This window comes from Rhizobium sp. RHZ02 (genome assembly GCF_014851575.1).
Lineage (GTDB): Bacteria > Pseudomonadota > Alphaproteobacteria > Rhizobiales > Rhizobiaceae > Rhizobium > Rhizobium altiplani.
Map to the genome: position 1 here is coordinate 431,415 of NZ_JACUZX010000001.1, position 20,717 is coordinate 452,131.

Here is a 20,717-nt window from a genome sequence, read left to right on the forward strand (position 1 = left end):
AATTGATTTAATTGCGTCTTTTGCGTTCATCTCGAATTATCATAACGCTCACCGAGCTTTTCGCAGCCAGCTGGAACTTTTCCCGCCGCCATCAGTTTTCCCCACCGTAGCAAATCCCAACACGCTACAAGGATCAATGCATCGCCCAAATGCTGGTCCACAGTAGGCCCGGCGGGACCCCTCCCTGCCGGGCTTTCGCTTTCTCATCACAGGGAACCTAAAGCAGGCTCAGCAGTTCTGGGAATGCGATGACCATTCAGCCGGTCAGCGCAAGCTGGAATCCAGTCCCAACTAGTGACCAGCCCAATGAAAGGCTCGGCGCATGATGTGTCGGGCCTTTTCCATTTCAGATGTGTCCCGGGGCGCCGGGATGTTGCGCTTTGAGCTCTTCACATCGCGATTGTATCCTGAGGTCTTTGGCAATTTGGGGCGATACCAATGAAGCGCATGTTTCTTCTGGCCGCGGTCCTGGCTTCAGTCACTGCCCTTGCCGTCAGTCGCAGTGCAGTGCCCCAAAAGAGTTTGCACGCAACTGTGCCGTGCGATGAGTTCCGGGCTGCGGATAGCGTGCCCATCGAAGAGAAGATCAAAGGCAAGCATGAAGACATTGCCGACATGCAGCTTCCCTCCCCGACCACATAGTGGGTTCTGCAGTTTGCCGAAGTGGGGTGCATTTCCTCGTCGGAGTCCAGTGCTTCACCGTTCAGAACGGTGGTGGGTCGCCGAGTAGGCTAGACGCCTGGCCAGGTTACTGGCCTCATGGGCTGAAAATATAGGCACAAGGGTGCCCGGTGGGCGATAAGGCATCTCTCGTGGTAAGCATCTTTTGCAAACCTGGCTTACGGCCGCGGGCATTTGCAAATGAGGGTAGAAACGCGCACCGAACATGACGGGTCTTTCACAGGTGTCCACTGCGACAGTTCTGTAGAAAAGGTGGCATTCAGGAAGTCCCGAATGTCATCCTGAACAGGACTGACGTCGCGTGGAATGCTGAAGCAATTCCTCCCAATTTGACCGGATGTGAAGCCCAGATGGTCAAACGTCGTCCAGCCTCCGGCCTTTTGGAGAAGAGTGTCTCCCTTAAACGCTGGCGAAAGGACGGCGGTTTCAATCTTCCTCAACCTGGCGGGATCCTCGTTGCAAAACCAGTTTGGATTGTCTTCCTGCCAACTCTCCACCGTGCAATTGGCCCCGGCGTATACGCTCGCAATGGTATTGCCGGATGCGTCGGCCTCATTGACATCAATTATCTTGAGAAGATCCGGCCAAGTGGCCTCCAAGCCCGTATCGAAAACTCGAACCATCTTGAGCGTTCCGTTGCGAAACTCTCCCTTCAGGTCAACTCCATCGGCAGCCAACTCGTCAACGATGGATAGAAAATCTGGGCGTGGAAGCCCGTTAACTGAAAGGAGGCTTACGTTCTCTTTCACCCCGCGGATATGTTCGAACTTTTTACTCCTGAGCGCCCGTATGATCCGAAGCGTAGATTCTGCACCGCGTCTTTTGACGCCTCCGACGGCGACAGCATAGGCACCCGAGGAGCGACCGGCGAAATAGTCCCATCCCTCTTGGTTCGCGCCATTCTCCATCAGCAGGTCAATCAAACGATCATCAGCCTGCGTCAGCAAAGCTTCCTTCAAAAAGCTCCGCTTGAACCGCCCGTCAGCATATCCATTTCCGTCAACATTCCCGCGACGTAAGATCGTGCGAGCGACAAGATAATCGTTCTTCCCGATTGCCGCCATCAAAGCGCGACCATCGTCAGTAACAGGATCTGCGACCGCAAGCTTTGGTAATCCGCAATCAAGAAAGAAGGACAAAGCGATTGCGATGAAATGCGGCCATCGTCGCGTAATATGTCGACGAGCGACAATCATGTCCCACCTTGAACTAGCCTCTCTCCCCGCTGTCGCCTGCTCAGCTGTAGATTGCCTCTATGGAAACTGCCGCGGGATTGATCGGGATTCTGGATTGTGCGGACAAATCTACACCAAGGCTACGCCCTAGGAAATGCTACAAAACTTCGTATTCGTCGGCCTGGGTGTTGCCGAGAGCTCGCAACCAGTTTCATCCGGGCACCGAGCACTGCGTTCGGCGGCGTACTTTTCATTTGTTGAAATTCCCACGGATGCTCAGCGCGCGGCCTCGCAGCTTCAGAGTGGCCGCCTATAAGCGTCGAATATTTCGCACGAACTGAACGAAGCTATCGATTTCTTCTTCCGTTGAGTGGCATCTTTGAAAGGATTCCGGCACAACAGATCGCGGGGATAGAACTCGCGGAGTTCGAGGCATCACTGGACGACGCGAAAGACGCTGCGGCCTTGAAATTCATGGTGGATGCCGTTTTGCCATTGCTGACTGCCTCCGGCATCCGCGCTCCGTAAAGCTCGGCTAGCCCGCGCCGTCAATTGCCACCGGCTGCGACCAGAACCGGATCGCGCCGGAAGTCCTCAGGAAATAGCCGCTTGAGGTTCTCGATCTTTGGAAGATCGTTGATCACGATATACGGGTAGGTCGGATTGTTCGTCAGAAAATTCTGATGATAGGCCTCTGCCGGATAGAAGCTCTTGCCTGGCTCGATCTTGGTGACGATCGCAGCATCATAGACGCGGGCATGGTTCAACTGGTCGATGTAGGCTTTGGCGACCTTGGTCTGCGCGTCGGTCTGCGGGAAGAACGCCGAGCGATACTGGGTGCCCGTATCCGGCCCCTGGCGATTGAGTTGCGTTGGGTCGTGCGCTACCGAAAAGTAGATCTGTAGCAGATGGCCGTAGCTGACCTTACTTGGATCAAAGACGACCTCCACGGATTCAGCATGCCCCGTCGAGCCCGTGCTGACCGTCTCGTACTGTGCCGAGGACTGCGGGCCACCGGCGTAGCCCGAGGTCGCGCTCACGACCCCTTTCACATGCTGGAAAACGCCCTGGACGCCCCAGAAGCAGCCTGCGGCGAGAACGGCGGTTTCGGACGCGGCGCTGACCGGCTCGTCCTCGACCGGCGCCGGGATCACCGTTGCCTCCTCCGTGGCCGACGCCGGCAGTACCAAACAGGCGCCGACACTCGAAAACACCGCCGCGCCGAGAATAATGAGACGCAGAGAACTTCCTGCTTTCTTGTCAGAAATGTGCATCGTAGCGATCTCCTCTAGCCAAATGTAAACGCATAAGCTTGGACACCTGGATCCAAGAACCGAATTTTAAACGTGTGGTCCGCGACCGATCCGGCTTCGCGCACGGGTCGATAGAGCCGCTGACCTGTCACCGTACCGTTTCCTTCCGAGTCGATATCGACACCATGGCTGTCACCCGGACGCTTGCCGTCGATCATCACCTGGAACCGAACTGGTTTTCCGTCCGCTCCCGGCCCGAGAACCAGATGCAGGTCTCGGGCGTGGAAGCGGTAATAGATGCTGCCGTTCATATCGTTCAGCCCGGTCTTCTGCACCGACGGTCCAATTTCCAGTCCGGCCCCATTCATTCAGCCGCGGTAGTAAGGCGGCCGTACTCATTGGCCCGCACCGCCCAACCGCCACCAACCGCAGCAAGTGTTGCCACGGCCGCCAAGGTCGCTGCCATGCCAACGAGCATTGGATGTGCTGCGAAGGAAGGGCTGGCCTACGCGCGCGAAAACGAAAGGCAATACCGGCAATATACAGGGACTGACAATCGTCAGCGCACCGCCGAGATAGGCAAGGATGAAAAGGAGCATAAGTCTATCTCGCAAGCATCAGGCCGGGTGAAAAGTCATGGCAACGCCGTTCATGCAGTATCGCAGCCCGGTCGGCTTTGGACCGTCGTCGAAGACGTGGCCGAGATGGCCGCCACAACGGCTGCAGTGAACCTCGGTACGCACAATGCTCCCTGAACTGTCCTGGCTAGTCGATACCGCCCCCTTGAGCGGTGCCCAGAAGCTTGGCCAGCCGGTGCCGCTTTCGAACTTCGTGGTCGAGGAGAAGGCGTTCTGATCGCAGCCCGCACAGGCGAAATTGCCCTTGCGGTGTTCGTTCAACAGTGGGCTGGTGAAGGGATACTCGGTCCCCTCCTGCCTCAGCACCGAGTACTGGTCGGCCGTGAGAATCTTTCTCCACTCTGCATCGGAATGTGAGACAGGGAAGAATTGCGCTGCGACTGCCTCTCCCTCATCCCAGCCAAAGCGCGATGCCACGACAGAGAGCCCCGCACTAAGAAACAACAGACGTCTGGTAAACATATTCGCTTCTCCTCACCTGACGTGACACACTAGGTCCGCTTGCTTGGAGCAATATATTCCACTGAATATACTACTTACCGGAACTACGTGAGAAAGCCCGACCTTGTTACACACATGATGGTGAAAACACCGAAACGTGAAGGCCACCTAGTCCTCGGCTGCGGATTAGGCAATCGCCGCCAGGAAGCTCGCGAGTGGCGGCGGCGTCATATGTCGTAATGAGTGTCGTCATATCCGTAAGGCGCTGGCTCTGTCGACGCTTCTCCGGCGCCACTTGTCGAAGGCCCGCAGTGGAATCTTGACCACGGCAAAAACATGATCAGCGCTGTCTGACGCATGGCCGCCTGTCAGGGCAGTTGGTCTCCGCAGACTTTTTCTGTAAGTATTGGCCGCCCTCGAAATGTTTCCCAGGATACAGAATGCTTCGCCTCTCCGAGCTAGCCAAAGGTGATTTCCTAGCTTTGGATATCGAAGGCGACGGTAACAAAAACCAGCGGCCCGTAGAGATTTCCGTTTGCGAGTTTAGTCACGGTGCGTTCGTGCGAGAGCACCATTGGCTGATCAATCCCGAGCGCCCGATTAGCTATTTCGCGAGAGTGAAGCACGGGATAGGAGACCGAAAGGTGCGATCTGCCCCGAAATTCACGGAAGTCAAAGAGGAGATTGCGAACTTGCTGGCCGGAAGGCTCGTTGTCGCCCACGATATGACTGGCGACTTGCTTATGCTCGGCGAAGGTGACCCATCGATTATCGAATATCCAGGACGGATAGTTTGTACCTACCGTATGGCAAAGCACGCCCTTCCCGCGCGCCAGCCCGTGACGCCTGGCGTCACAAGTCTGAGTGCATGGCTAGGCATCGACCGAGAAATGCCAGACGGCCTAAGGCGGAAAACAGTCCATTCGAGCTCGCTCGACGCGTGGAGGACGGGAAAGATATTTGTTGCGCTGGCAGGCAAGTTGCCCCCTGACGACGGGACACAGGAGATGCTCTGCCGGCAATTTTCGCTCAGCGTCAAATCACTTGAGGCAATCCGGTCGAAGTTGGCAAAGCGCGCGATGTCGGCTTCGAGTGCCCAAATTACCTAGTGGATGGCCAGCGAGGTTGGAGCGTTAACTCTCGTCGAATACAGTCCGACGTAGGTGCCGATCAGCATCGCTGCGATGTCCTCAGCATTACGATAGCCGTCGTTGTAAAATTCTATCGCCGCGCTGGATAGCACGTTCGACGCCCTCTCATCAGGGCTTTCTTCGTAGTAAAGAAACCACGCCCGAACGGCTTTGGACATCGTTCTGAAATCGAGCTCGCCGCTTCGCTGCATTGCACCCTCCTTGATTGGCCAAAGGCTTTCTTCGCAGTGCACTTTCTATGGCGTCAGGAGAGCAGAAGCCATTGACGACGAGATCGCGCGCAGTGCGGTCAAACTCCCTCGGCCGCACCTTCCCTCCAGTCTCATCTTTGAGCACGTCCATAATAAGGCGGCCACTGATACCGCAATTAACCTTCAAGTCCTAACAGACCAATCGGACTTGTCCGCGACAGCTCAGAGCTGCAAGAACACAGTCGTCGAAGTCGCGGAAGGTGCCTTACCGCCCTGCCCTTGCCAGCGACCGTGCGATGTCGACGATATCATCAGGGCCAGCGGTAGATGTGGACATGGGGAAACTTGCGGGCGATCTTGGCAAGGAAGGTCGGCAGCATGCCCATGGTGGCCGGATAGATGCTGCCGATCCTGATCTGGCGGATACGACTGCCGCCGGCTGCCCGGGTCAGTTCCGTGGTCAGGTCGATGTCGCTCAGGATCCGCACACAGCGATAGTAAAAGGTCTCCCCTGCCCTGGTCAGTTCCACCCGTCTCGTCGAGCGGATGAACACCGGACAGCCAAGCTCCCTTTCCAGCGACATCACATGATTGCTTAAGGCCGGCTGGGCAATGTGCATCCTGGCTGCCGCCCGGCCGAAGTGCAGTTCCTCGGCCACCGCTTTGAAGTAGGAGAGTTGGCGTAGTTTCAAAGGTTTCACAGCCTCGCACAGGTAGCTGGCAGTTTTGGAGGTAGTCATTCAACCCACTTTGATGGGTTGAATAATTTCTAGAAATGCATTATTTGAACCATTAAAAGGGTCAATTAATGCGCCTAACGCTCCAAACCCATTTTGATGACGAGTGGCATCACGCCGCGACCCTAGAATTCAAGGACGACGCGGCCGGCTTCCAGGGCGCGTCGATCGTCGATTACGATCTCGATTATTTCGTCACGATGGCGTCGGCGGAATTCGCGACCGGCAAAACGGTCCGCGACCATCGTGCCTTGTCAGTCCGTTATCCCGTTGACCTCGAAAATCGATACAGCCGCAGCTGGCCACCCTTCCTCTTGGATCTTATGCCCCAGGGGCACGCAAGGCGAAAGCTGGCCGATCACCTCAGCCTTGCTGGGGGTTCGCGCGCTTCCGATCTGCCCCTGCAGCTGTCTAGCGATGGCGGACAGCGGTCTGGCGGCGTGTCAATGATGGCGAAGGACCGCTAAATGGCTCGATGGAAGAAGCCGACGAAAGAGGAGATTCTTGAAAACCGGAGAACACTTGCGAAGCGTGCTCGAACTGGGGACCTGAGGCTGCCCGGTGCTGTGGCGGAGATCCGCAAAGGGTTCGGCATGACGCAGGAGGAATTTGCCAAGATGCTGTCGCTTACTAGGCGACAAGTTGCGGAGATCGAAGCCGGCTCCGCGAACCCCACGCTCGAAACGTTGGAAAAGATTGGCCGCGTGTTCGGATTTGGCGTTGGGTTTGTTCCAAAGCAACCGGGGCCAACTTGATAATCACGCAGCGCGCTCAAGTGATATTGGTTCAATTGACGGCTTACGGCACGCGCGGCGGCGGCAGGAGCCTGAATACCTACGATGCGGCCAGTAACGGCAACTTCGATGACGACCAGCCGCTGATCGACACCTCCGATCACTTTCCGATTTTCACCGCTTGGACCACCGGCCCCTGATCGTCTGCCACCCTTGGGGATTTATGAATCGTGCAACGCTGCGCTCGAGCGGCAACGACAATAAGGGGATGTCGACTTCCACCGAAATCACGGCGAAACATGGAACCGAAACCGCACCCTGCCGTTTCGTTATCTTGCCGAATTGGAGGCGTCGAAATGGACACTGCCCAACTTCATCGCGGCCGACTAATCGATCACATCCAATTGGTCGTCGCCGATCTTTCGGCAAGCCGCGCCTTTTACCTCCCACTGTTAGAGGTGCTCGAAATTCCAATTGGTGGTGAGGCCGATGACTATTTCTGGGCTGACGAACTCTTCATTTCATCCCGAGACAGCGACGCTGCCCTCGGGGAGCTGACTGGGCGGCATCATTTGGCCTTTCAGGCAAAGGATCGTGCCACTGTCGACGCATTCCACAGCGCGGGCATCGCCAACGGCGGTAGCGACAACGGTAAACCGGGCGAACGATCATATCACCCAGGATACTACGCCGCCTTCCTGCTTGACCCAGACGGGAACAACATAGAGGCGGTGTATCACGGACCGGCCAACCGCAGCGCTCGGTCAGTCGTAGTTGACTTCTGACGACGGTGGTTGGCGGCGAGGACGAAAACGACGGGCAATGCATAGCTGCGCTGCGGTAACTGGCGTTGCGAGACGCGGATTCCATCGATAGATGGACGACTCAAGCAAGCGGCCTGCCACGCAGTTGGTTTTTGTCGCTAGCAAACATACGGGCGCTCCCCAATCGGGTTGAGCGCCCGTAATGTTTTGTCCATGTTCCCTCGTCTTCGGATATTTCCGTTGGGCCAACTCCCCCAAACTAAACCGTGCATCTTGCCAAACGGGCCTTCGTGACTATTTTGCCAATCGCAAATCAACCGAGGACTTACATTGGCTACTGGTACAGTGAAATGGTTCAACTCTGAAAAGGGCTATGGTTTCATCGCCCCCGATAATGGCTCTCCCGATGTGTTCGTGCACATCTCGGCGGTAGAGCGTTCCGGGCTTTCAGGCCTTAAGGATGGTCAGAAAGTCAGTTACGAACCGAAGCAGGATCGGCGTTCTGGTAAAACAGCGGCTGAAGATCTCCGCGCACTTTAATATTGAAGGCTGCCGCGCGAGACGCGGCAGCCGAAACAACAACAGTAAAATCTGTCCGCGAGCAACGACTTTCAACCACACGTTTGTCAAGGCGGCGTTCAATAATGAGGCAGCTGAGGCAACCAGGGGCGTTCACCGCTTCGCGCTCCGTCGCGACTTTACCCCGGTTTGCCATGTGCTGAACTGCCAATCGCGTGGCCAAGGCTTTACCCGCAAAGCCAACGTGGGTTTGCCCATAATCTTCACCCAAAAGCGCTCGTCTTTCGCAATTTCTGCATTCTTACGTTTCAAATGGGTAGCACACGGTCGAGTGAGGCAGTCTAACCCGTCTCGGTTCGATGGACGGCAAGTGAAGCGGTCACCATAACCCTTGCGTATGACTGTCCAAAGTAGCGTTCTCAGGTATGTTACCTGAGATCCAACGATAGGATAGGATTTCAAATGACGCGTTGCAGCCATCAGAACTCCGTTCGATCCGTCAGGCCCCAGACTATGGGGTGTGAAGAATGCCTGGCAACCGGGCAAGCTTGGGTCCACTTGCGACTATGCCGTGAATGCGGACACGTTGGATGCTGCGATCAATCAATCGGCAAGCATGCGACGGCGCATTTTCGGAGCACGGGCCATCCCATCATCGAAGGCTACGATCCACCGGAAGGCTGGGGTTGGTGCTACGTGGATGAGACAATGATTGACCTTCCTGATCAGACCCCTCAGGTCGGACCGATTCCGCAGTTTTATTAAGACAGGAGGTTGAGTGCATGGACGTCCACTCTCGCCAAGCCCAGCTGTTTCCCGTCCTGACCCCGTTGCAGATAGAAGTAGCCAAAAGATTCGCCAGCGGAGAGCCAAAGACGTTTGGTCCTGGAGAACAGGTCTCATCGATTGGTGACCGGCAAGTCCCGGCTTGGCTGGTTCTTTCTGGGCGGCTTGATGTCTTCGGGAAAATTGGCTCCCACTCGGAGACCGCAATCGTGTCGCATGGGGTGGGCCACTTCTCAGGCGAACTCAATCAATTGTCGGGGCGGCCTGCTATGGCGGCTTCACGGGCTGGCCACCATGGTTGCGTCGCCATCCCCTTTGACGCCACGCACGTCAAGGCGCTCATCATCGGCTCGGCCGAGGTCGGCGAAATCATCATGCGGGCCTACATTCTTCGACGCGTGGCGCTCATCGACACCGGGAATTCCGGCACCGTGCTGATTGGACACGATGGAAACTCGGATTTGCGTGCCCTTCAAATCTTCCTCTCTCGGAGCGGATACCCCTACGTTGTGGTCGATGCCTCCAGCGATGGCGAGGGTCACGATCTGGTGGAGCGCCTGGGTATCCAGACCAGCGATCTACCGGTCATGGTCTGCCCAAACGGGACTGTCCTGAAAAAGCCCACCGACGCGGAGGTAGCATGCTGTCTGGGGATTACACCGGAGCTGGACCCGGAGATGGTGTACGACACTGCGATCGTCGGGGCGGGTCCCTCAGGACTGGCTGCGGCGGTCTATGCCGCCTCTGAAGGCCTGAGCGTTATCGTCCTGGACGAACGTTCTGCAGGAGGACAAGCAGGTAGTTCTTCCCGCATCGAAAACTACCTGGGCTTTCCGACCGGTATCTCGGGCCAAGCCCTGGCCGGTCGAGCACTCAATCAGGCCCTGAAGTTCGGCGCCGAAGTTGCCCTGCCCTTGAGAATTTCTGAGATGTCACCGCCCGTTCCCGGGAGTCGGCGCGGTGGTCTAATCAATCTCCGCACGACCGACCGGCGAGCAATAATGGCGAGAACGGTCGTGGTTGCATCTGGAGCACGATATCGCAGACCAAGTATCTCGAATGTCTCAGACTTCGAGGGTGCCGGGGTGTCGTACTGGGCAACGCCCATCGAAGCAAAGTGGTGTGAGAACCGGGATATTGTCGTCGTCGGTGGGGGCAACTCTGCTGGTCAGGCAATCGCCTATTTGGCCCCCAAGGTCAGCCGTCTCCATCTGGTGATACGAAGGGACCTCGCGGATACGATGTCGACCTACCTGATTGAGCGGATTGCCGCCCTCCCGAATGTCGTGATGCACGTCGGATGCGAGGTAACCTCCTTATCGGGGGATGCGTCGCTTCTGGCAGTGAAGATCAGAAACTTGAAGTCCGCAAGAGAGACGGAATTCGAAGTCCGCCAGCTCTTCATGTTCATTGGTGCTGATCCTAACACCGGCTGGCTATGCCCGCACATTACTACGGACCGCGCCGGATTCATCGTAACGGGAGCTGCTTTCGATCCCTTCGTCGAACAAGAGGTGGGCCGCGCAGCTCTGGCCCTCGAAACCAGCATACCGAACATTTTTGCCATTGGAGATGTAAGAGCGGGCTCCACCAAGCGGGTAGCAGCAGCTGTGGGCGAAGGCGCGGCGGTAGTCAGCCAGATTCACACAGCTTTGGGGTATCGAGATCGCGACCGCAATCCACCTGCGTTCCTTGAGCCTTCACCCCCGCCGAACTGAGCCTGAGCCTCGGAAAATTCCAGCTCCCGCTGACCCAAGATCGGGGTGCACCTTCACGGACCGACACCTAGAGCTCGCGCGTGTTATGCACGAAGCAACTCGAATGCTTGCAAGGGCGAGAGCCCCGAAAGCGCACGCCATAAGAGTGACCATGCGTAACTTACTCCGCGCGGAGACAAATTTCAGTCCGGTATAGCTATCAGCACTGTTATGACCACGGCGGTTAAGGCGGCAAATATGACTGCAAATGTGAGATTGCGTCCTAGAGACCTGACAATCGCGTGAAGCGCGTTTGGAGAGGCCGCACCCTTCGCTGAGGGATCAGAGATGCCAGACACAGTGTGCATTCCGACCGAACTATCACCACTTTTTTGGTGAGGCGTTTTGGCCATGCTTGGTCTCCACCGGCTGACGGTCTCTTAGGCAATACTAGCAACCACAGCGCTAAAACCCAACAAGGTTCTGGCTTCGCTATCCCTCAACGCTCGTGCGGTTGCTTCCGACTTACCTAGGCAATCTTTCCGTGACTATGCCTCCATCAAGTCGGGTTGAGGCACTTGCCACCAGTGTGTCCACGCGAATTGACCGAACCGTGCAATCACGTAGACGACAACTGCGGTCGCAATCAGCAATTCGAAGACCGCCAGCCCGTGGGTTTGGTCGATTAGTTTCTGTCGGATTTGCCAGACCTCTAGCTGATCGGCCGTTTTGAAAAGCGCCGTCGCCCCGATGACCAAGGGGAAAGTGTAAGCCGAAAACCCGGGCGAGAACGGGAGCGCAAGCAATCGTACGAACGCGACATACACAATGGCAGTCATCAGCACCGAGATTCCCATCAGCAGAATAACTGGCAATGGTTGTGGGTCGTCGACCAACGACAAATATCCTGTCAGCGACAGGCTGGCCGGGGCCGCGAGGACCGCAAGCGTCGGCATCGCTGTAACCGCAACGTTCTCCGCAAAGATGAACCGGTAAAACATTACCGGCAGCATCAGCGCGTAGATAACCATTCCGAAGTACAATGCAGTAACCGCCAACAAGAACAAAGGTCCTTCGTGCGGGCCTCGATAGGACACGGCGGCGACAATGACGCCGACCGGGGGAATAAACCAACTTGGCACCATATGCGGCAGTTCGAACCGAACCGCCATTCTGTTTCTGGCAAACAACGCCAAGAAGACAACATGCATGCACAGCCCGAACAACCATAGCAACGCCCCGGCCAGATGACTGGACTGCCAGAGACTTATCGAGACAAGCATCCACGCCATTGCATAGGTAGCGACTACACCGCCCACCACGGGATTGGCGAGGTCGCGGGAAAGCGTTTTCGGGTGAAGGACGAACCGCACGCTCAGCAGGATGAGCAGAAACGCAGCAATCACGGCACCGGTTTCGGCAAGCCCAACGCCAGGAAGCAGATTTTCCCACGACAAGCCAAGGCTCGCGATGCCAAGCGCCAGCCCTGCTACCGGCGTTGGAAAGCTACTTATTCGTTCTGACAGGTTCTTGAATCCATTTGCCGGCATTGTTTTGCCGCCACTCTTGGTTGGCTTAGCCTGAGCGCAGCAATCGTAACGGTCGAGCCTATACTCTGCAATGGCGATGAAGTCCGCTATGCGGCCAAGAGCGTACATTGCAACTAAAATGACGTTAGCGGTAATAGCCAACCGTCATGGCACGATTTTGCTACAGATGATCACCTCTTCGCCAAAGTCGAACGGTGTCTTGTAGTCGCAGGTCACGAGCGTCCTCCTGCCCTTGCCAGCGACCGTGCGATGTCGATGATGTCATCGCGGCCAGCGGTTGGGTCCTCTTCACATGAGGAGGAGATCGCGCCGCGATTACCCATGTAAACGACAGGTTCTGCCGGTTGAAGGCGATGATCTTCTGAGTGCGCAGATCGTCGATCGTGATCTCGTCCCTGGCTGCCAGCGGATTGGCATGGCCGACCGCCAGGTAATAGCGCTCATGCGCAAGCGAGACGAAGCGCAAGGAGCCGATGTTTTCCACCGGGCGGATGAAGCCTAGATTGAGTTGGCCGGTCTCCAGGCCGCGGATGATCTCGCCGGTATTGCCCGACGCGATGTGGATGCGGACATCGGGATACTTGCGGGCGATCTTGGCAAGGAAGGTCGGCAGCATGCCCATGGTGGCGGGGTAGATGCTGCCGATCCTGATCTGGCGGATGCGACTGCCGCCGGCTGCCCGAGGCCTTTCGTGGACCGTTCAGTTCGACGGCGGCCTGCTTGCTATTGGAAATTCACTATTGCTAGAGCCCGTTGGGGAAATTGGTGGCATGTGAAGGGCTCGACGATTAGTGGACATTTTTGAGGTTGATGGTCGTGCTGAATTCGCCGTTCATCAGCCGCTTCAGGTGAAAGACAGCAAGCGGGTCCTCGGGGTTGCGAGCAACCAGGGCAGCGAATGAAGCTACGGCACGAGGATCGCCGGTTTCCAATTCTTCGAAGGCAACCATGTACGCCTGCGTTGCGTCGGCGGCATAACTTTCGGCCTCAAGCGGCTCGAACGCGCGGATCGCCTCCACCCTGCCTCTGAGCAGGAGGTCGCCAACAGGGCGGCCGCAGAATCCCTGCATGCTTGCCGCGAGGCTAGCACTCACGCAGATACGCGTGCCAAGCGCCTTGTTCGCCGATTCCAAGCGTGCGGCAACGTTGATGGTGTCACCATAGGCGCTGTATTCGAAGAACTTTCCTCCACCGAAGTTGCCGACCACTGCCGTGCCGGAATGGGCACCGATCCGAGTATGACCAAGGGTTATTCCCTTGCTGCACCAGTGTTCACGGAAAGACCGTGCGAAGGCGTCAAGAGCGAATGAGCAGGAGATCGCGCGACTGGCATGGTTCGGTTGTTCGACAGGTGCGCCGAACAGCACATGGATTGCGTCGCCAATAATCTTGGCGACGGTACCGTCATGGGCGAACACTATGTCGGTCATACCAACGATGTAATCGTTGAGGAGTTGCCCGAGTACGTTCGGCTCGATCGTTTCCACCAGCGTGGTGAACCCCGTCAGATCGGTAAAGAGCGACGCAACATCCCTCCGCCTTCCACCAAGATCAAGAGAATCGGCGCTGCGGGCCAGGCTTTCAGCGAGATTCGGCGAAAAATAACGGGAAAGCGATGCACGCGCCGCCTCAGCCGCTGATTGCTTGCGCTGCGCCTCACGCAACGCCTCGATGTGGTGGATCGTCTTGACGATCGTCGCCTCTAAGTCGGGAAAATCGATCGGCTTCGTTACGAAATCATATGCGCCGCGGTTCATCGCGATCCGGATATTGGCCATATCGCTGTAGGCGGAAACGATTATCGTGGACAAATCCTCGTCCCTCTGCTGAAGCTTCGCCAGCAGGGAAAGACCATCCATGCGCGGCATGTTGATGTCGCTCAGAACGATATCCACATCGTTGTTGGCCGCAAGCATGGCCAACGCATCGATGCCGTCGCGGGCAAACAAGAAACGCAGCGTGCCGGCGAGAATCTCCTTCCGGAATTTCTGGACGAGAAGCATCTCCAGGTCCGGCTCGTCATCCACAACGAGTATGCTTGTACTCATGCGGCCCGCCCAATTCGCATGTCGATTTCTTCTCGTAATACGGCAAAGTCGATCGGTTTGGTCAACAGCGCTTCTGCGCCGTCTTGGATGGCCCTTCGCTTGGTCTCGGGATCGCCGTAGGCGGTGATCATGATTACCGGCACGTCAGGCCGCAAGCTCCTCGCCTTGGGCAGCAATTCGAGCCCGCTCATCCCCGGCATGTTGACATCGGACAATATGAGAATGAGCGTCACGTCGGCCGCATTTGCGATCCGTTCGAGTGCTGAAGCCGCCGAACGAGCAAACTCCATCAAGAAGCGACCTGCGCGCAGGTCATGGCGGAATTGCTGCTTGAAAAGCAATTCGATGTCAGGTTCGTCATCGACCACCAGTATAAGGAGGCTCATGATTTGCCCTCCGGTATTGCAATCACTGCCGCGATCGCGGCAACCGGATGCGAAACTCGGTATATCGACCAGGCTCCGTCTCCATTTCGATCGAACCGGCATGTTGCTTGACGATGATATCGTGGCTGAGCGAAAGGCCGAGGCCCGTCCCCTCGCCAGCAGGCTTGGTCGTGAAAAAAGGATCGAATATCCGCTCGTGCAGCTCCGCCGGAATGCCAAGGCCATTGTCGCGGATTGTAATCTCGACGCTGTCGCCGAGATTTTTGGTCGTCGCGGCAAGCGTCGGCTCATAGCTGTCCCCGCGCTCTGAGGCGGCGCGTTTGCTGGTCGCATAGAAGCCGTTGGAGATCAGATTGAGAAGCACGCGCGTAATCTCCTGCGGATAAAGATCAACCTCCCCGGCTGTGGGATCGAGCGATTTCTCCAGTGTGATGTTGAAACCCTGCTTTTCGGCTCGAGCACCATGATAGGCGAGACCGAGACTCTCCTCGACAATGGTGTTGATATCGGCTGGTCGGCGCTCGCCTGCACCCTGACGTGAGTGCAAGAGCATGTTCTTGACGATCGAATCGGCCCGCTTGCCGTGCTCGATGATCCTTTCGAGATTGCCCTTGAGCATCGCTGTGCGCTCGTCGATCTCGGCGCGCGTCGCGTCGTCGGCTACCATGCTGTCGAACACCTGCCGAAGCTCATCGAGCAATTCGACCGACAGCGCCGAGAAATTGTTGACGAAGTTCAGCGGGTTCTTAATCTCGTGCGCGATGCCGGCGGTGAGTTGTCCGAGCGAGGCGAGCTTCTCCGTCTGGATCAACCTGTCCTGCGCGGTTTTGAGTTCCTCGAGCGACCGCGACAGTTCCTCCGTTCTCGCCTGCACCTCCTTGAAGAGACGCACGTTTTCGATGGCGATAACGGCCTGGTCGGCGAAGGTCGATGCCAACTCGATCTGCTTGTCGGTGAAGCGCCGTACGATTGAGCGGGTCAATGCGAGCACTCCGATCGGACTTCCTTCCCGCAAGAGCGGCACCCCAAGGACGGTGCGAAACCCGCCAAGCCTCTGGGCCTCGGGCATTGCGTACTCTGGATCGTCAAGGACATCGGCAACCTGGACCGGTCGGACCTCGGAGAGAGTTCGACCAACGATGCTCCCGCGCCCCGGTTCCAGCGGGAGGGCTCGAAAATAGTGGTCGAATTCCTGCGAAAATCCAAAACCCGCGACAGGGTAGTGGGCATCTCCCATCGGTCGAGTCAACGTAGCAATATCTGCCTCGCAAAGACGTGCAGCGGACGCTACCAGAGTATCGAGGACTGCCTGCAGATCGAATGCGGAGCGGCTGATGACCTTCAGAACGTCAGCTGTCGCGGTCTGCTGCGCCAGCGCCTCGGATAGGTCTGCCGTTCGAGCCTTCACTTCCTCGAACAACCGCACGTTCTCGATCGCAATGACCGCCTGGTCGGCAAAGGTCTGGACAACCTCGATCTGCCTTTTGGTAAACGGCCTGACTTCCGTCCGACGAATGGCGATGCCGCCAATTGCTTCGCCCTGCCGCAGCAAAGGAACTGCCAGAATTGTCCGATGGCCCATGCGGACTGCCATGCTGTAACCGTCCGGGAATTCGTCGGGCACGGCCGTCAAATCAGGCACATGGACGGGCTTTCGATCAACCACGGCTCGCCCGGTCGCCCAGCCCCGTGATACTGGCCAACCAGGGAAGTCGATTGGAATTGGGCCATGGTGTGCTTGCAGGTGGAGCATGTCTCCCTGTTTCAGGAATATCGCCGCGTCGTGAGCCTCGCACAGCCGCTCGGCGGATTCGACAAGGGTGTCAAGGACGGTCTGGAGGTCAAAAGCGGACCGACTGATGACCTTGAGAACATCCGCCGTTGCCGTTTGCTGTTGCAGTGATTCTTTAAGCTCGAGGTTCCGCTCTTCCAAATCCGTAAACAGCCGAGCATTCTCGATCGCTATCCCTGCCTGGTTTGCGAAGGTCTTGAGAAGTGCGATCTGGCGATCAGGAAAAAATCCAGGATCGGGCCGTGCGACGACAATGGTTCCGATCGGGGCATCCTCGCGCATGATCGGTACAGCCACCAGGCTTCTATAGTTCGAGGATTGAGCGCCCATGACGATATGGGCCGTGTATTCGGGATCGACGCGCCAGTCCTCTATCTGCTCCACCGATCGGCTGAGGATCGAACGCCCCGCGGTACTGCCTCGATGCGGCGGGGCTGGAGGCACAGCTGCTTCGGGTTCCAGCCCGTTATGCGCCACGAAATGCAACAATTCGCCATCATAGCGAAACACGTGGCAATATTGAGCACCGCAAAGTCGGGCGGCACGCTGCGCGATCGTGTCGAACACCGCCTTTACAGCGGTGGGCGAAGTCGAGATGGCGCGCAGTATCTCGCTTGTTGCCGTCTGTTGTTCGAGCGCCTCGGCAAGCTCGCGCTTCAACACTTCGACCCGCTGCCTAGCGATGACGCTTGTTTCCTCTGTGTTGCACCCCTCCAATGTACTGTCCCCCATGATCCTGCCGAGCGTGCACCGTTTTCCACTACGGCTTTCGCCCGACATCCAATCCCCACGGTGCCTGCAAGAAGGCGAGAATACTCCATCTAATTAATTGTGACGAGGTTCCTGCGCGAACTCTACTGCCGACTTCGTGACGTCTGCCTTCGGCGCTTTGCGGTCCATGACCCCTGGCGTCACGTATGCCTAGCCTCAGCAGTCATGGTGCCACCTTGGATCGAGGCAGCCTGGGATCACGTATCTGATATGGTAGGCGTGACGACCAGCTTCTCCTTTGCGCCCGCGCCTGAGCGCATGATCACATCCACTGTCCTGATAAGGAGCTTGCCAGCGCGCGCGCCCACCTTTGCCAGTTCTGCGTCAACGGAGCGGCGGATACTCTCCCCAACGACGTCAGGATCGGTCTCTGGGAAAAGCGATATCGTGATCTCCAGTCCGTCTGGCAGCTGGGCGAATTGATATTGTCGTACACCTGGGGTCGCTGTCAGAGGTGAGCGGAGCCGATGAGCGTGGACCTCGACCATACCGCCGTCTACGCTCCCAAAACGAAGCATCTCTTCCGCTCTACCGTCAATGGAAGCGATCCGCCAGAACGGGAGCCCACACCGGCACGGTTCAGTCGCAAGAGTGACGACATCGGAAATTTCGTAGCGCACTAAAGGCAGAACGCGGTTGGTCAAACTTGTGACGAGCAATTTCGCGCCGCGGGTTCCATTTGGAACTGGGCGACCATTCGCGTCGACCACCTCAAACACAAAAGCGTCCTCTGCCAAGTGCAGTCCATTGGCCAATTCACACTCATGTCCCATGGCCCCCGCCTCGGTGCAGGTGTAGCTGTTTGCAATCACGGCTCCCCATGCTTTGGCGGCAAGTCTTCGCACGTCTTCTGTCAGAGTTTCGGCGCTCGTCCGGATCAGTCGCGGTTTGATATGCAAACGACCCGCGAGTTGCTCGTTGGCCAACACCTTTACATACGAGGGATACGTCGAGATCACTTGCGGCTGGTAGGTGTTGAGGCCGCTAACCACTTCCGACAGCGGCATTAACACATTGAGCCGCGGCGCTGACGGGCGCAAGGCGCGTATCTCCGCTCCTATTCGGTGTGAAATATGCACGGGAGAGGACGCGAATATTCCCATACTGTTCGTATCCTCGTCGATACCAACCATTTTTTGAAAGCGCAGCGTGTTTGCGATCGCCGACAGCCATCCTTCTTGGTCGAACACCGCGAATCCTCTCTCGCCGCTCGTTCCTCCGGTCGCAGCCACACGGTACTCTCCGAACATCGCCGCGCCCGGGTGTTCGCCAGAGAGATGATCGTCGACAGCGCCCCTGCTCAATCGCGGATCGGTTACGATCCGGTCAAAGTTTTGCATCAACGCGCGCTTGGTGAGAATGGGGTACTCCCCGAAGGCTGTCCTGCGGGCAACGAGATCGCCGAGCGTTTCACGGTAGTAAGGAGAGGCTTGGACGGCGTGTCGTAGTATCGACTGAAGTCTTTCTCGTTGAAAGGCGCGAAGCTTGTCTCGAGACCATTCGTTACGGCTGAGGATTTCAGCGAGATGTCGCCGAAGAAGATCGCCATTCAATGTCTGCGAGACTTGTGTTGCAGGCATCCGCAACATCCTTGTGAGGACACGTGCGTGTCAGGCTGATGCATACAGCGGGCGGCCGCCTCGTCTCTTCACTAGCGCCAACTCGGGCAAGTCTAAGCATCCGGTCCCGTGTTGAAATGCATCTTATTCCACGAAGCCTTCGCAAGGAATCCCTTATAGTGCGACCTGAGGGCCGCTAGTCCCTCAACTCCCTGTTAATTCCCCCTCTTGGATGGCCCATCTCAAATGAGCCTTCTTTTTGAGAGCTGGCTGCTTGGCTGATCTGCGTTAATGGGCGTCGGATTTGACAAAACCGTCATGCAACTTCGCGCGACCACGGGCCTTTATCGGTGGTCAACAGAGTACGTTTCCATGCCCAAAAAACAAGAGAGCATAAGCCCTACCCCAATTATTTCAGGTGACTACGCTACGCCGGAGCAAGCCGTTACCAGCGCGCTGCTTGGGAGTATCGCCGCCGAACAGGCGGCCCCGGAGCAATCTACGTCGGAATGGGGCGCGGTCCTTCTTGCACGGGACTTCGACACCGATGACGTGGGCAAAGTGTTCGCAGACGCTGTGATGCTTCCGATGATCCTGTGGTCAGCCGGAATGTCATTGGCATTCTCATGGCGCCCTTTGCTCTCGATGACAGAGCAAATGATGTAGACGGCGGAGGGGTTGACCTTTCCCGCATCAAGGGCGGTCGAGGCTGAATGGCATCGACCGCCTTCCTCATGGGCGTTTATTCGTCAGGAGTTGTCTCTTCAGACTGCTCCAGCGACGCTCGGATTTGATCGATCTTTCCGTCTTCCTCGCCAACTCCAAGGATGGTCTTGGCCCGCTCGAGAACACCGGGGCTTACTTCGCCGCTCTTCGTTGCTGACGCCAGTGCGTCCTCCAGAGCCTGGTCGCCGAGAACTGGATCGTCGACAGAGGGTTCGGTGCCGTTGTCGATCTCGTATTGGGCATAGGCCATAGCGTAGGCTGCGATCGCGGTCATACGGGGATCGGATGTGTGCATGTAGGCCTTGTAACTCCGATTGAGGGAGTTCAGACCAGCTAGCTGTGCCGAGGTATTTTTTTCGCGCGTGGCAACAGTCTCCTTGCTGCCCTTTGTTGATTGCGCCTTGCTACCGGCATCACCTGACTTTCCTTTGAGGCCGCCCTGCGACTTCGTGTTCCCGGTCTGGCTATGGCCGCCGGCTTTGCTATTGCTGTTGCCGCCGCCGTGGTTGCCGCTGTTACCCTGGCCGCCGCCGTTACCGCCCCCATTGCCGCCGCCGTTCCCGCCGCCATTTCCACCACCATTCCCTCCACTCTTCGCAAAGGCGCTCGTATCGAAACCGGCAAACCCAATGGGGCTAGCAGCAACAGCGACGGAAAACGCCGCAACAGATGCTAAAGTCAAAATACGCATTGCTTTCTCCAAATTGCATTCTTGCGTCGATGCTATTGAAAATAGAGAAAATGGCCAACGACACATCGGGCTGAAGTCTGGACCCGCTCCCGGACTTAGGTCCCACACCAACCCTACGAGCCGAACGTGACTTGGTCGCGGCACGGACTGAAGTCTGATCATCGGAACAGGTTTGTCCGCCGCTTGTTGATCCAGAAATATTACAGGGAAGCCGTATGCCGAAGGATAGCGAGAACAACGATCTGGACCTGCGCACCACTCCTCGCCGATATCGTAACCGCGGTTGGGTCTGGCTTTTGATTGCGATCCTCGTGCTGCTTCTGGTCCTGGCCTATGGAGTGTCAGAACTCAGAAGCGCTCTCGGGATTTCCTATGCTCACTCCACATCACACACGGAGGTCACAAACAACGCGCAGGCATAGACCAG

General features: G+C 57.1%; 22 protein-coding genes and 4 pseudogenes. 11 read left to right on the forward strand and 15 right to left on the reverse strand.

Translation table 11 applies throughout. The annotated features are described in order from the left end of the window. Positions 1–438 precede the first annotated feature (438 nt). Positions 439–642, forward strand: coding sequence for a hypothetical protein (locus IB244_RS02035; protein WP_169682403.1), 204 nt, complete (start codon positions 439–441; stop codon positions 640–642). Between the two features lie 197 nt (positions 643–839). Here the strand turns inward: IB244_RS02035 and IB244_RS02040 are convergent, their stop codons facing one another. The 5 genes and pseudogenes from IB244_RS02040 to msrB all read right to left on the reverse strand — a co-directional run bounded on the left by IB244_RS02040 (position 840) and on the right by msrB (position 4,209). Further along, positions 840–1,877 (reverse strand): hypothetical protein, encoded by a 1,038-nt coding sequence (locus IB244_RS02040; RefSeq protein WP_169682400.1) that lies wholly within the window; start codon positions 1,875–1,877, stop codon positions 840–842. A gap of 527 nt (positions 1,878–2,404) precedes the next feature. Then, the gene (msrA, locus tag IB244_RS02045) at positions 2,405–3,130 is read right to left on the reverse strand and encodes a peptide-methionine (S)-S-oxide reductase MsrA (protein WP_169682398.1); all 726 of its coding nucleotides are present in this window, start codon (positions 3,128–3,130) and stop codon (positions 2,405–2,407) included. 14 nt (positions 3,131–3,144) lie between these two features. After that, positions 3,145–3,487: pseudogene (locus IB244_RS02050) on the reverse strand (cytochrome c biogenesis protein DipZ); the annotation flags it as partial. A 4-nt stretch (positions 3,488–3,491) separates the two neighbouring features. Further along, positions 3,492–3,708 (reverse strand): annotated as a pseudogene (locus tag IB244_RS33050) (cytochrome c biogenesis protein DipZ); the annotation flags it as partial. Positions 3,709–3,726: 18 nt separating this feature from the next. Next, on the reverse strand, positions 3,727–4,209 hold the full coding sequence (msrB, locus tag IB244_RS02055) for a peptide-methionine (R)-S-oxide reductase MsrB (protein WP_169682396.1): 483 nt from the start codon (positions 4,207–4,209) through the stop codon (positions 3,727–3,729). A gap of 419 nt (positions 4,210–4,628) precedes the next feature. Between msrB and IB244_RS02060 the strand changes: the two genes are divergently transcribed. Continuing rightward, positions 4,629–5,297, forward strand: coding sequence for an exonuclease domain-containing protein (locus tag IB244_RS02060; protein ID WP_169682394.1), 669 nt, complete (start codon positions 4,629–4,631; stop codon positions 5,295–5,297). On the opposite strand, the gene IB244_RS02065 is transcribed toward IB244_RS02060, so the two are convergent. Next, positions 5,294–5,530, reverse strand: a complete 237-nt coding sequence (locus IB244_RS02065) for a hypothetical protein (RefSeq protein ID WP_025659606.1) — start codon at positions 5,528–5,530, stop codon at positions 5,294–5,296. The genes IB244_RS02060 and IB244_RS02065 overlap by 4 nt on opposite strands. Positions 5,531–5,853: 323 nt before the next feature. Beyond that, a pseudogene (locus IB244_RS32725) lies at positions 5,854–6,222 on the reverse strand (LysR family transcriptional regulator); the annotation flags it as partial. 116 nt (positions 6,223–6,338) lie between these two features. Here IB244_RS32725 and IB244_RS02075 point away from each other — a divergent pair. The 5 genes from IB244_RS02075 (at position 6,339) to IB244_RS02095 (ending at position 8,305) form a co-directional block, all read left to right on the forward strand. After that, positions 6,339–6,734 (forward strand): hypothetical protein, encoded by a 396-nt coding sequence (locus IB244_RS02075; RefSeq protein ID WP_246733729.1) that lies wholly within the window; start codon positions 6,339–6,341, stop codon positions 6,732–6,734. Continuing rightward, a complete protein-coding gene (locus tag IB244_RS02080) occupies positions 6,735–7,022 on the forward strand; it encodes a helix-turn-helix transcriptional regulator (RefSeq protein WP_169682391.1) in 288 nt (95 codons plus the stop codon). It abuts the gene before it with no gap. Continuing rightward, positions 7,019–7,201 carry a hypothetical protein gene (locus tag IB244_RS02085; RefSeq protein ID WP_192241454.1) on the forward strand — a complete coding sequence of 61 codons (183 nt, stop codon included), beginning with the start codon at positions 7,019–7,021 and terminating at the stop codon, positions 7,199–7,201. The genes IB244_RS02080 and IB244_RS02085 overlap by 4 nt, the downstream gene beginning before the upstream one ends. A gap of 156 nt (positions 7,202–7,357) precedes the next feature. After that, positions 7,358–7,786, forward strand: coding sequence for a VOC family protein (locus IB244_RS02090; RefSeq protein ID WP_169682389.1), 429 nt, complete (start codon positions 7,358–7,360; stop codon positions 7,784–7,786). A gap of 309 nt (positions 7,787–8,095) precedes the next feature. After that, positions 8,096–8,305, forward strand: coding sequence for a cold-shock protein (locus tag IB244_RS02095; RefSeq protein ID WP_062368753.1), 210 nt, complete (start codon positions 8,096–8,098; stop codon positions 8,303–8,305). Here the strand turns inward: IB244_RS02095 and IB244_RS02100 are convergent. After that, a complete protein-coding gene (locus IB244_RS02100; RefSeq protein WP_169682359.1) occupies positions 8,238–8,555 on the reverse strand; it encodes a hypothetical protein in 318 nt (105 codons plus the stop codon). The two genes, IB244_RS02095 and IB244_RS02100, sit on opposite strands and share 68 nt — an antisense overlap. Positions 8,556–8,746: 191 nt before the next feature. On the opposite strand from IB244_RS02100, the gene IB244_RS02105 reads away from it, so the two are divergent. Next, on the forward strand, positions 8,747–9,049 hold the full coding sequence (locus tag IB244_RS02105; RefSeq protein WP_169682387.1) for a UBP-type zinc finger domain-containing protein: 303 nt from the start codon (positions 8,747–8,749) through the stop codon (positions 9,047–9,049). Positions 9,050–9,066: 17 nt separating this feature from the next. Further along, positions 9,067–10,788 (forward strand): NAD(P)/FAD-dependent oxidoreductase, encoded by a 1,722-nt coding sequence (locus IB244_RS02110; protein WP_169682385.1) that lies wholly within the window; start codon positions 9,067–9,069, stop codon positions 10,786–10,788. Between the two features lie 527 nt (positions 10,789–11,315). Here IB244_RS02110 and IB244_RS02115 read toward each other — a convergent pair. The 6 genes and pseudogenes from IB244_RS02115 to IB244_RS02140 form a co-directional block, all read right to left on the reverse strand. Continuing rightward, positions 11,316–12,458, reverse strand: a complete 1,143-nt coding sequence (locus IB244_RS02115; RefSeq protein ID WP_246734275.1) for a TDT family transporter — start codon at positions 12,456–12,458, stop codon at positions 11,316–11,318. A gap of 187 nt (positions 12,459–12,645) precedes the next feature. Then, positions 12,646–13,008, reverse strand: a pseudogene (locus IB244_RS02120) (LysR family substrate-binding domain-containing protein); the annotation flags it as partial. A 97-nt stretch (positions 13,009–13,105) separates the two neighbouring features. After that, positions 13,106–14,365: an adenylate/guanylate cyclase domain-containing protein gene (locus IB244_RS02125; RefSeq protein ID WP_169682383.1), complete on the reverse strand. Its 1,260-nt coding sequence runs from the start codon at positions 14,363–14,365 to the stop codon at positions 13,106–13,108. Beyond that, positions 14,362–14,751 carry a response regulator gene (locus tag IB244_RS02130; protein ID WP_169682380.1) on the reverse strand — a complete coding sequence of 130 codons (390 nt, stop codon included), beginning with the start codon at positions 14,749–14,751 and terminating at the stop codon, positions 14,362–14,364. The genes IB244_RS02125 and IB244_RS02130 overlap by 4 nt, the downstream gene beginning before the upstream one ends. A 22-nt stretch (positions 14,752–14,773) precedes the next feature. After that, positions 14,774–17,323 (reverse strand): GAF domain-containing protein, encoded by a 2,550-nt coding sequence (locus IB244_RS02135; RefSeq protein ID WP_169682378.1) that lies wholly within the window; start codon positions 17,321–17,323, stop codon positions 14,774–14,776. Positions 17,324–17,511: 188 nt separating this feature from the next. Beyond that, positions 17,512–18,894: a phenylacetate--CoA ligase family protein gene (locus IB244_RS02140; RefSeq protein WP_210258306.1), complete on the reverse strand. Its 1,383-nt coding sequence runs from the start codon at positions 18,892–18,894 to the stop codon at positions 17,512–17,514. 351 nt (positions 18,895–19,245) lie between these two features. On the opposite strand from IB244_RS02140, the gene IB244_RS02145 reads away from it, so the two are divergent. Beyond that, on the forward strand, positions 19,246–19,539 hold the full coding sequence (locus IB244_RS02145; protein ID WP_169682376.1) for a hypothetical protein: 294 nt from the start codon (positions 19,246–19,248) through the stop codon (positions 19,537–19,539). A 76-nt stretch (positions 19,540–19,615) separates the two neighbouring features. On the opposite strand, the gene IB244_RS02150 is transcribed toward IB244_RS02145, so the two are convergent. Next, positions 19,616–20,290, reverse strand: coding sequence for a hypothetical protein (locus IB244_RS02150; RefSeq protein ID WP_169682563.1), 675 nt, complete (start codon positions 20,288–20,290; stop codon positions 19,616–19,618). A 215-nt stretch (positions 20,291–20,505) separates the two neighbouring features. Here IB244_RS02150 and IB244_RS02155 point away from each other — a divergent pair, with 215 nt between their 5' ends. Further along, a complete protein-coding gene (locus tag IB244_RS02155; RefSeq protein ID WP_169682374.1) occupies positions 20,506–20,712 on the forward strand; it encodes a hypothetical protein in 207 nt (68 codons plus the stop codon). Positions 20,713–20,717 lie beyond the last annotated feature (5 nt).

Coding starts and splice junctions, on each gene's coding strand:
- IB244_RS02150 (WP_169682563.1), bottom strand. CDS start 20,290: ATGCGTATTTTGACTTTAGCATCTGTTGCGGCGTTTTCCGTCGCTGTT.
- IB244_RS02145 (WP_169682376.1), top strand. CDS start 19,246: ATGCCCAAAAAACAAGAGAGCATAAGCCCTACCCCAATTATTTCAGGT.
- IB244_RS02135 (WP_169682378.1), bottom strand. CDS start 17,323: ATGTCGGGCGAAAGCCGTAGTGGAAAACGGTGCACGCTCGGCAGGATC.
- IB244_RS02140 (WP_210258306.1), bottom strand. CDS start 18,894: ATGCCTGCAACACAAGTCTCGCAGACATTGAATGGCGATCTTCTTCGG.
- IB244_RS02090 (WP_169682389.1), top strand. CDS start 7,358: ATGGACACTGCCCAACTTCATCGCGGCCGACTAATCGATCACATCCAA.
- msrA (WP_169682398.1), bottom strand. CDS start 3,130: ATGCACATTTCTGACAAGAAAGCAGGAAGTTCTCTGCGTCTCATTATT.
- IB244_RS02130 (WP_169682380.1), bottom strand. CDS start 14,751: ATGAGCCTCCTTATACTGGTGGTCGATGACGAACCTGACATCGAATTG.
- IB244_RS02040 (WP_169682400.1), bottom strand. CDS start 1,877: ATGATTGTCGCTCGTCGACATATTACGCGACGATGGCCGCATTTCATC.
- IB244_RS02080 (WP_169682391.1), top strand. CDS start 6,735: ATGGCTCGATGGAAGAAGCCGACGAAAGAGGAGATTCTTGAAAACCGG.
- IB244_RS02125 (WP_169682383.1), bottom strand. CDS start 14,365: ATGAGTACAAGCATACTCGTTGTGGATGACGAGCCGGACCTGGAGATG.
- IB244_RS02075 (WP_246733729.1), top strand. CDS start 6,339: ATGCGCCTAACGCTCCAAACCCATTTTGATGACGAGTGGCATCACGCC.
- IB244_RS02035 (WP_169682403.1), top strand. CDS start 439: ATGAAGCGCATGTTTCTTCTGGCCGCGGTCCTGGCTTCAGTCACTGCC.
- IB244_RS02105 (WP_169682387.1), top strand. CDS start 8,747: ATGACGCGTTGCAGCCATCAGAACTCCGTTCGATCCGTCAGGCCCCAG.
- msrB (WP_169682396.1), bottom strand. CDS start 4,209: ATGTTTACCAGACGTCTGTTGTTTCTTAGTGCGGGGCTCTCTGTCGTG.
- IB244_RS02155 (WP_169682374.1), top strand. CDS start 20,506: ATGCCGAAGGATAGCGAGAACAACGATCTGGACCTGCGCACCACTCCT.
- IB244_RS02110 (WP_169682385.1), top strand. CDS start 9,067: ATGGACGTCCACTCTCGCCAAGCCCAGCTGTTTCCCGTCCTGACCCCG.
- IB244_RS02060 (WP_169682394.1), top strand. CDS start 4,629: ATGCTTCGCCTCTCCGAGCTAGCCAAAGGTGATTTCCTAGCTTTGGAT.
- IB244_RS02065 (WP_025659606.1), bottom strand. CDS start 5,530: ATGCAGCGAAGCGGCGAGCTCGATTTCAGAACGATGTCCAAAGCCGTT.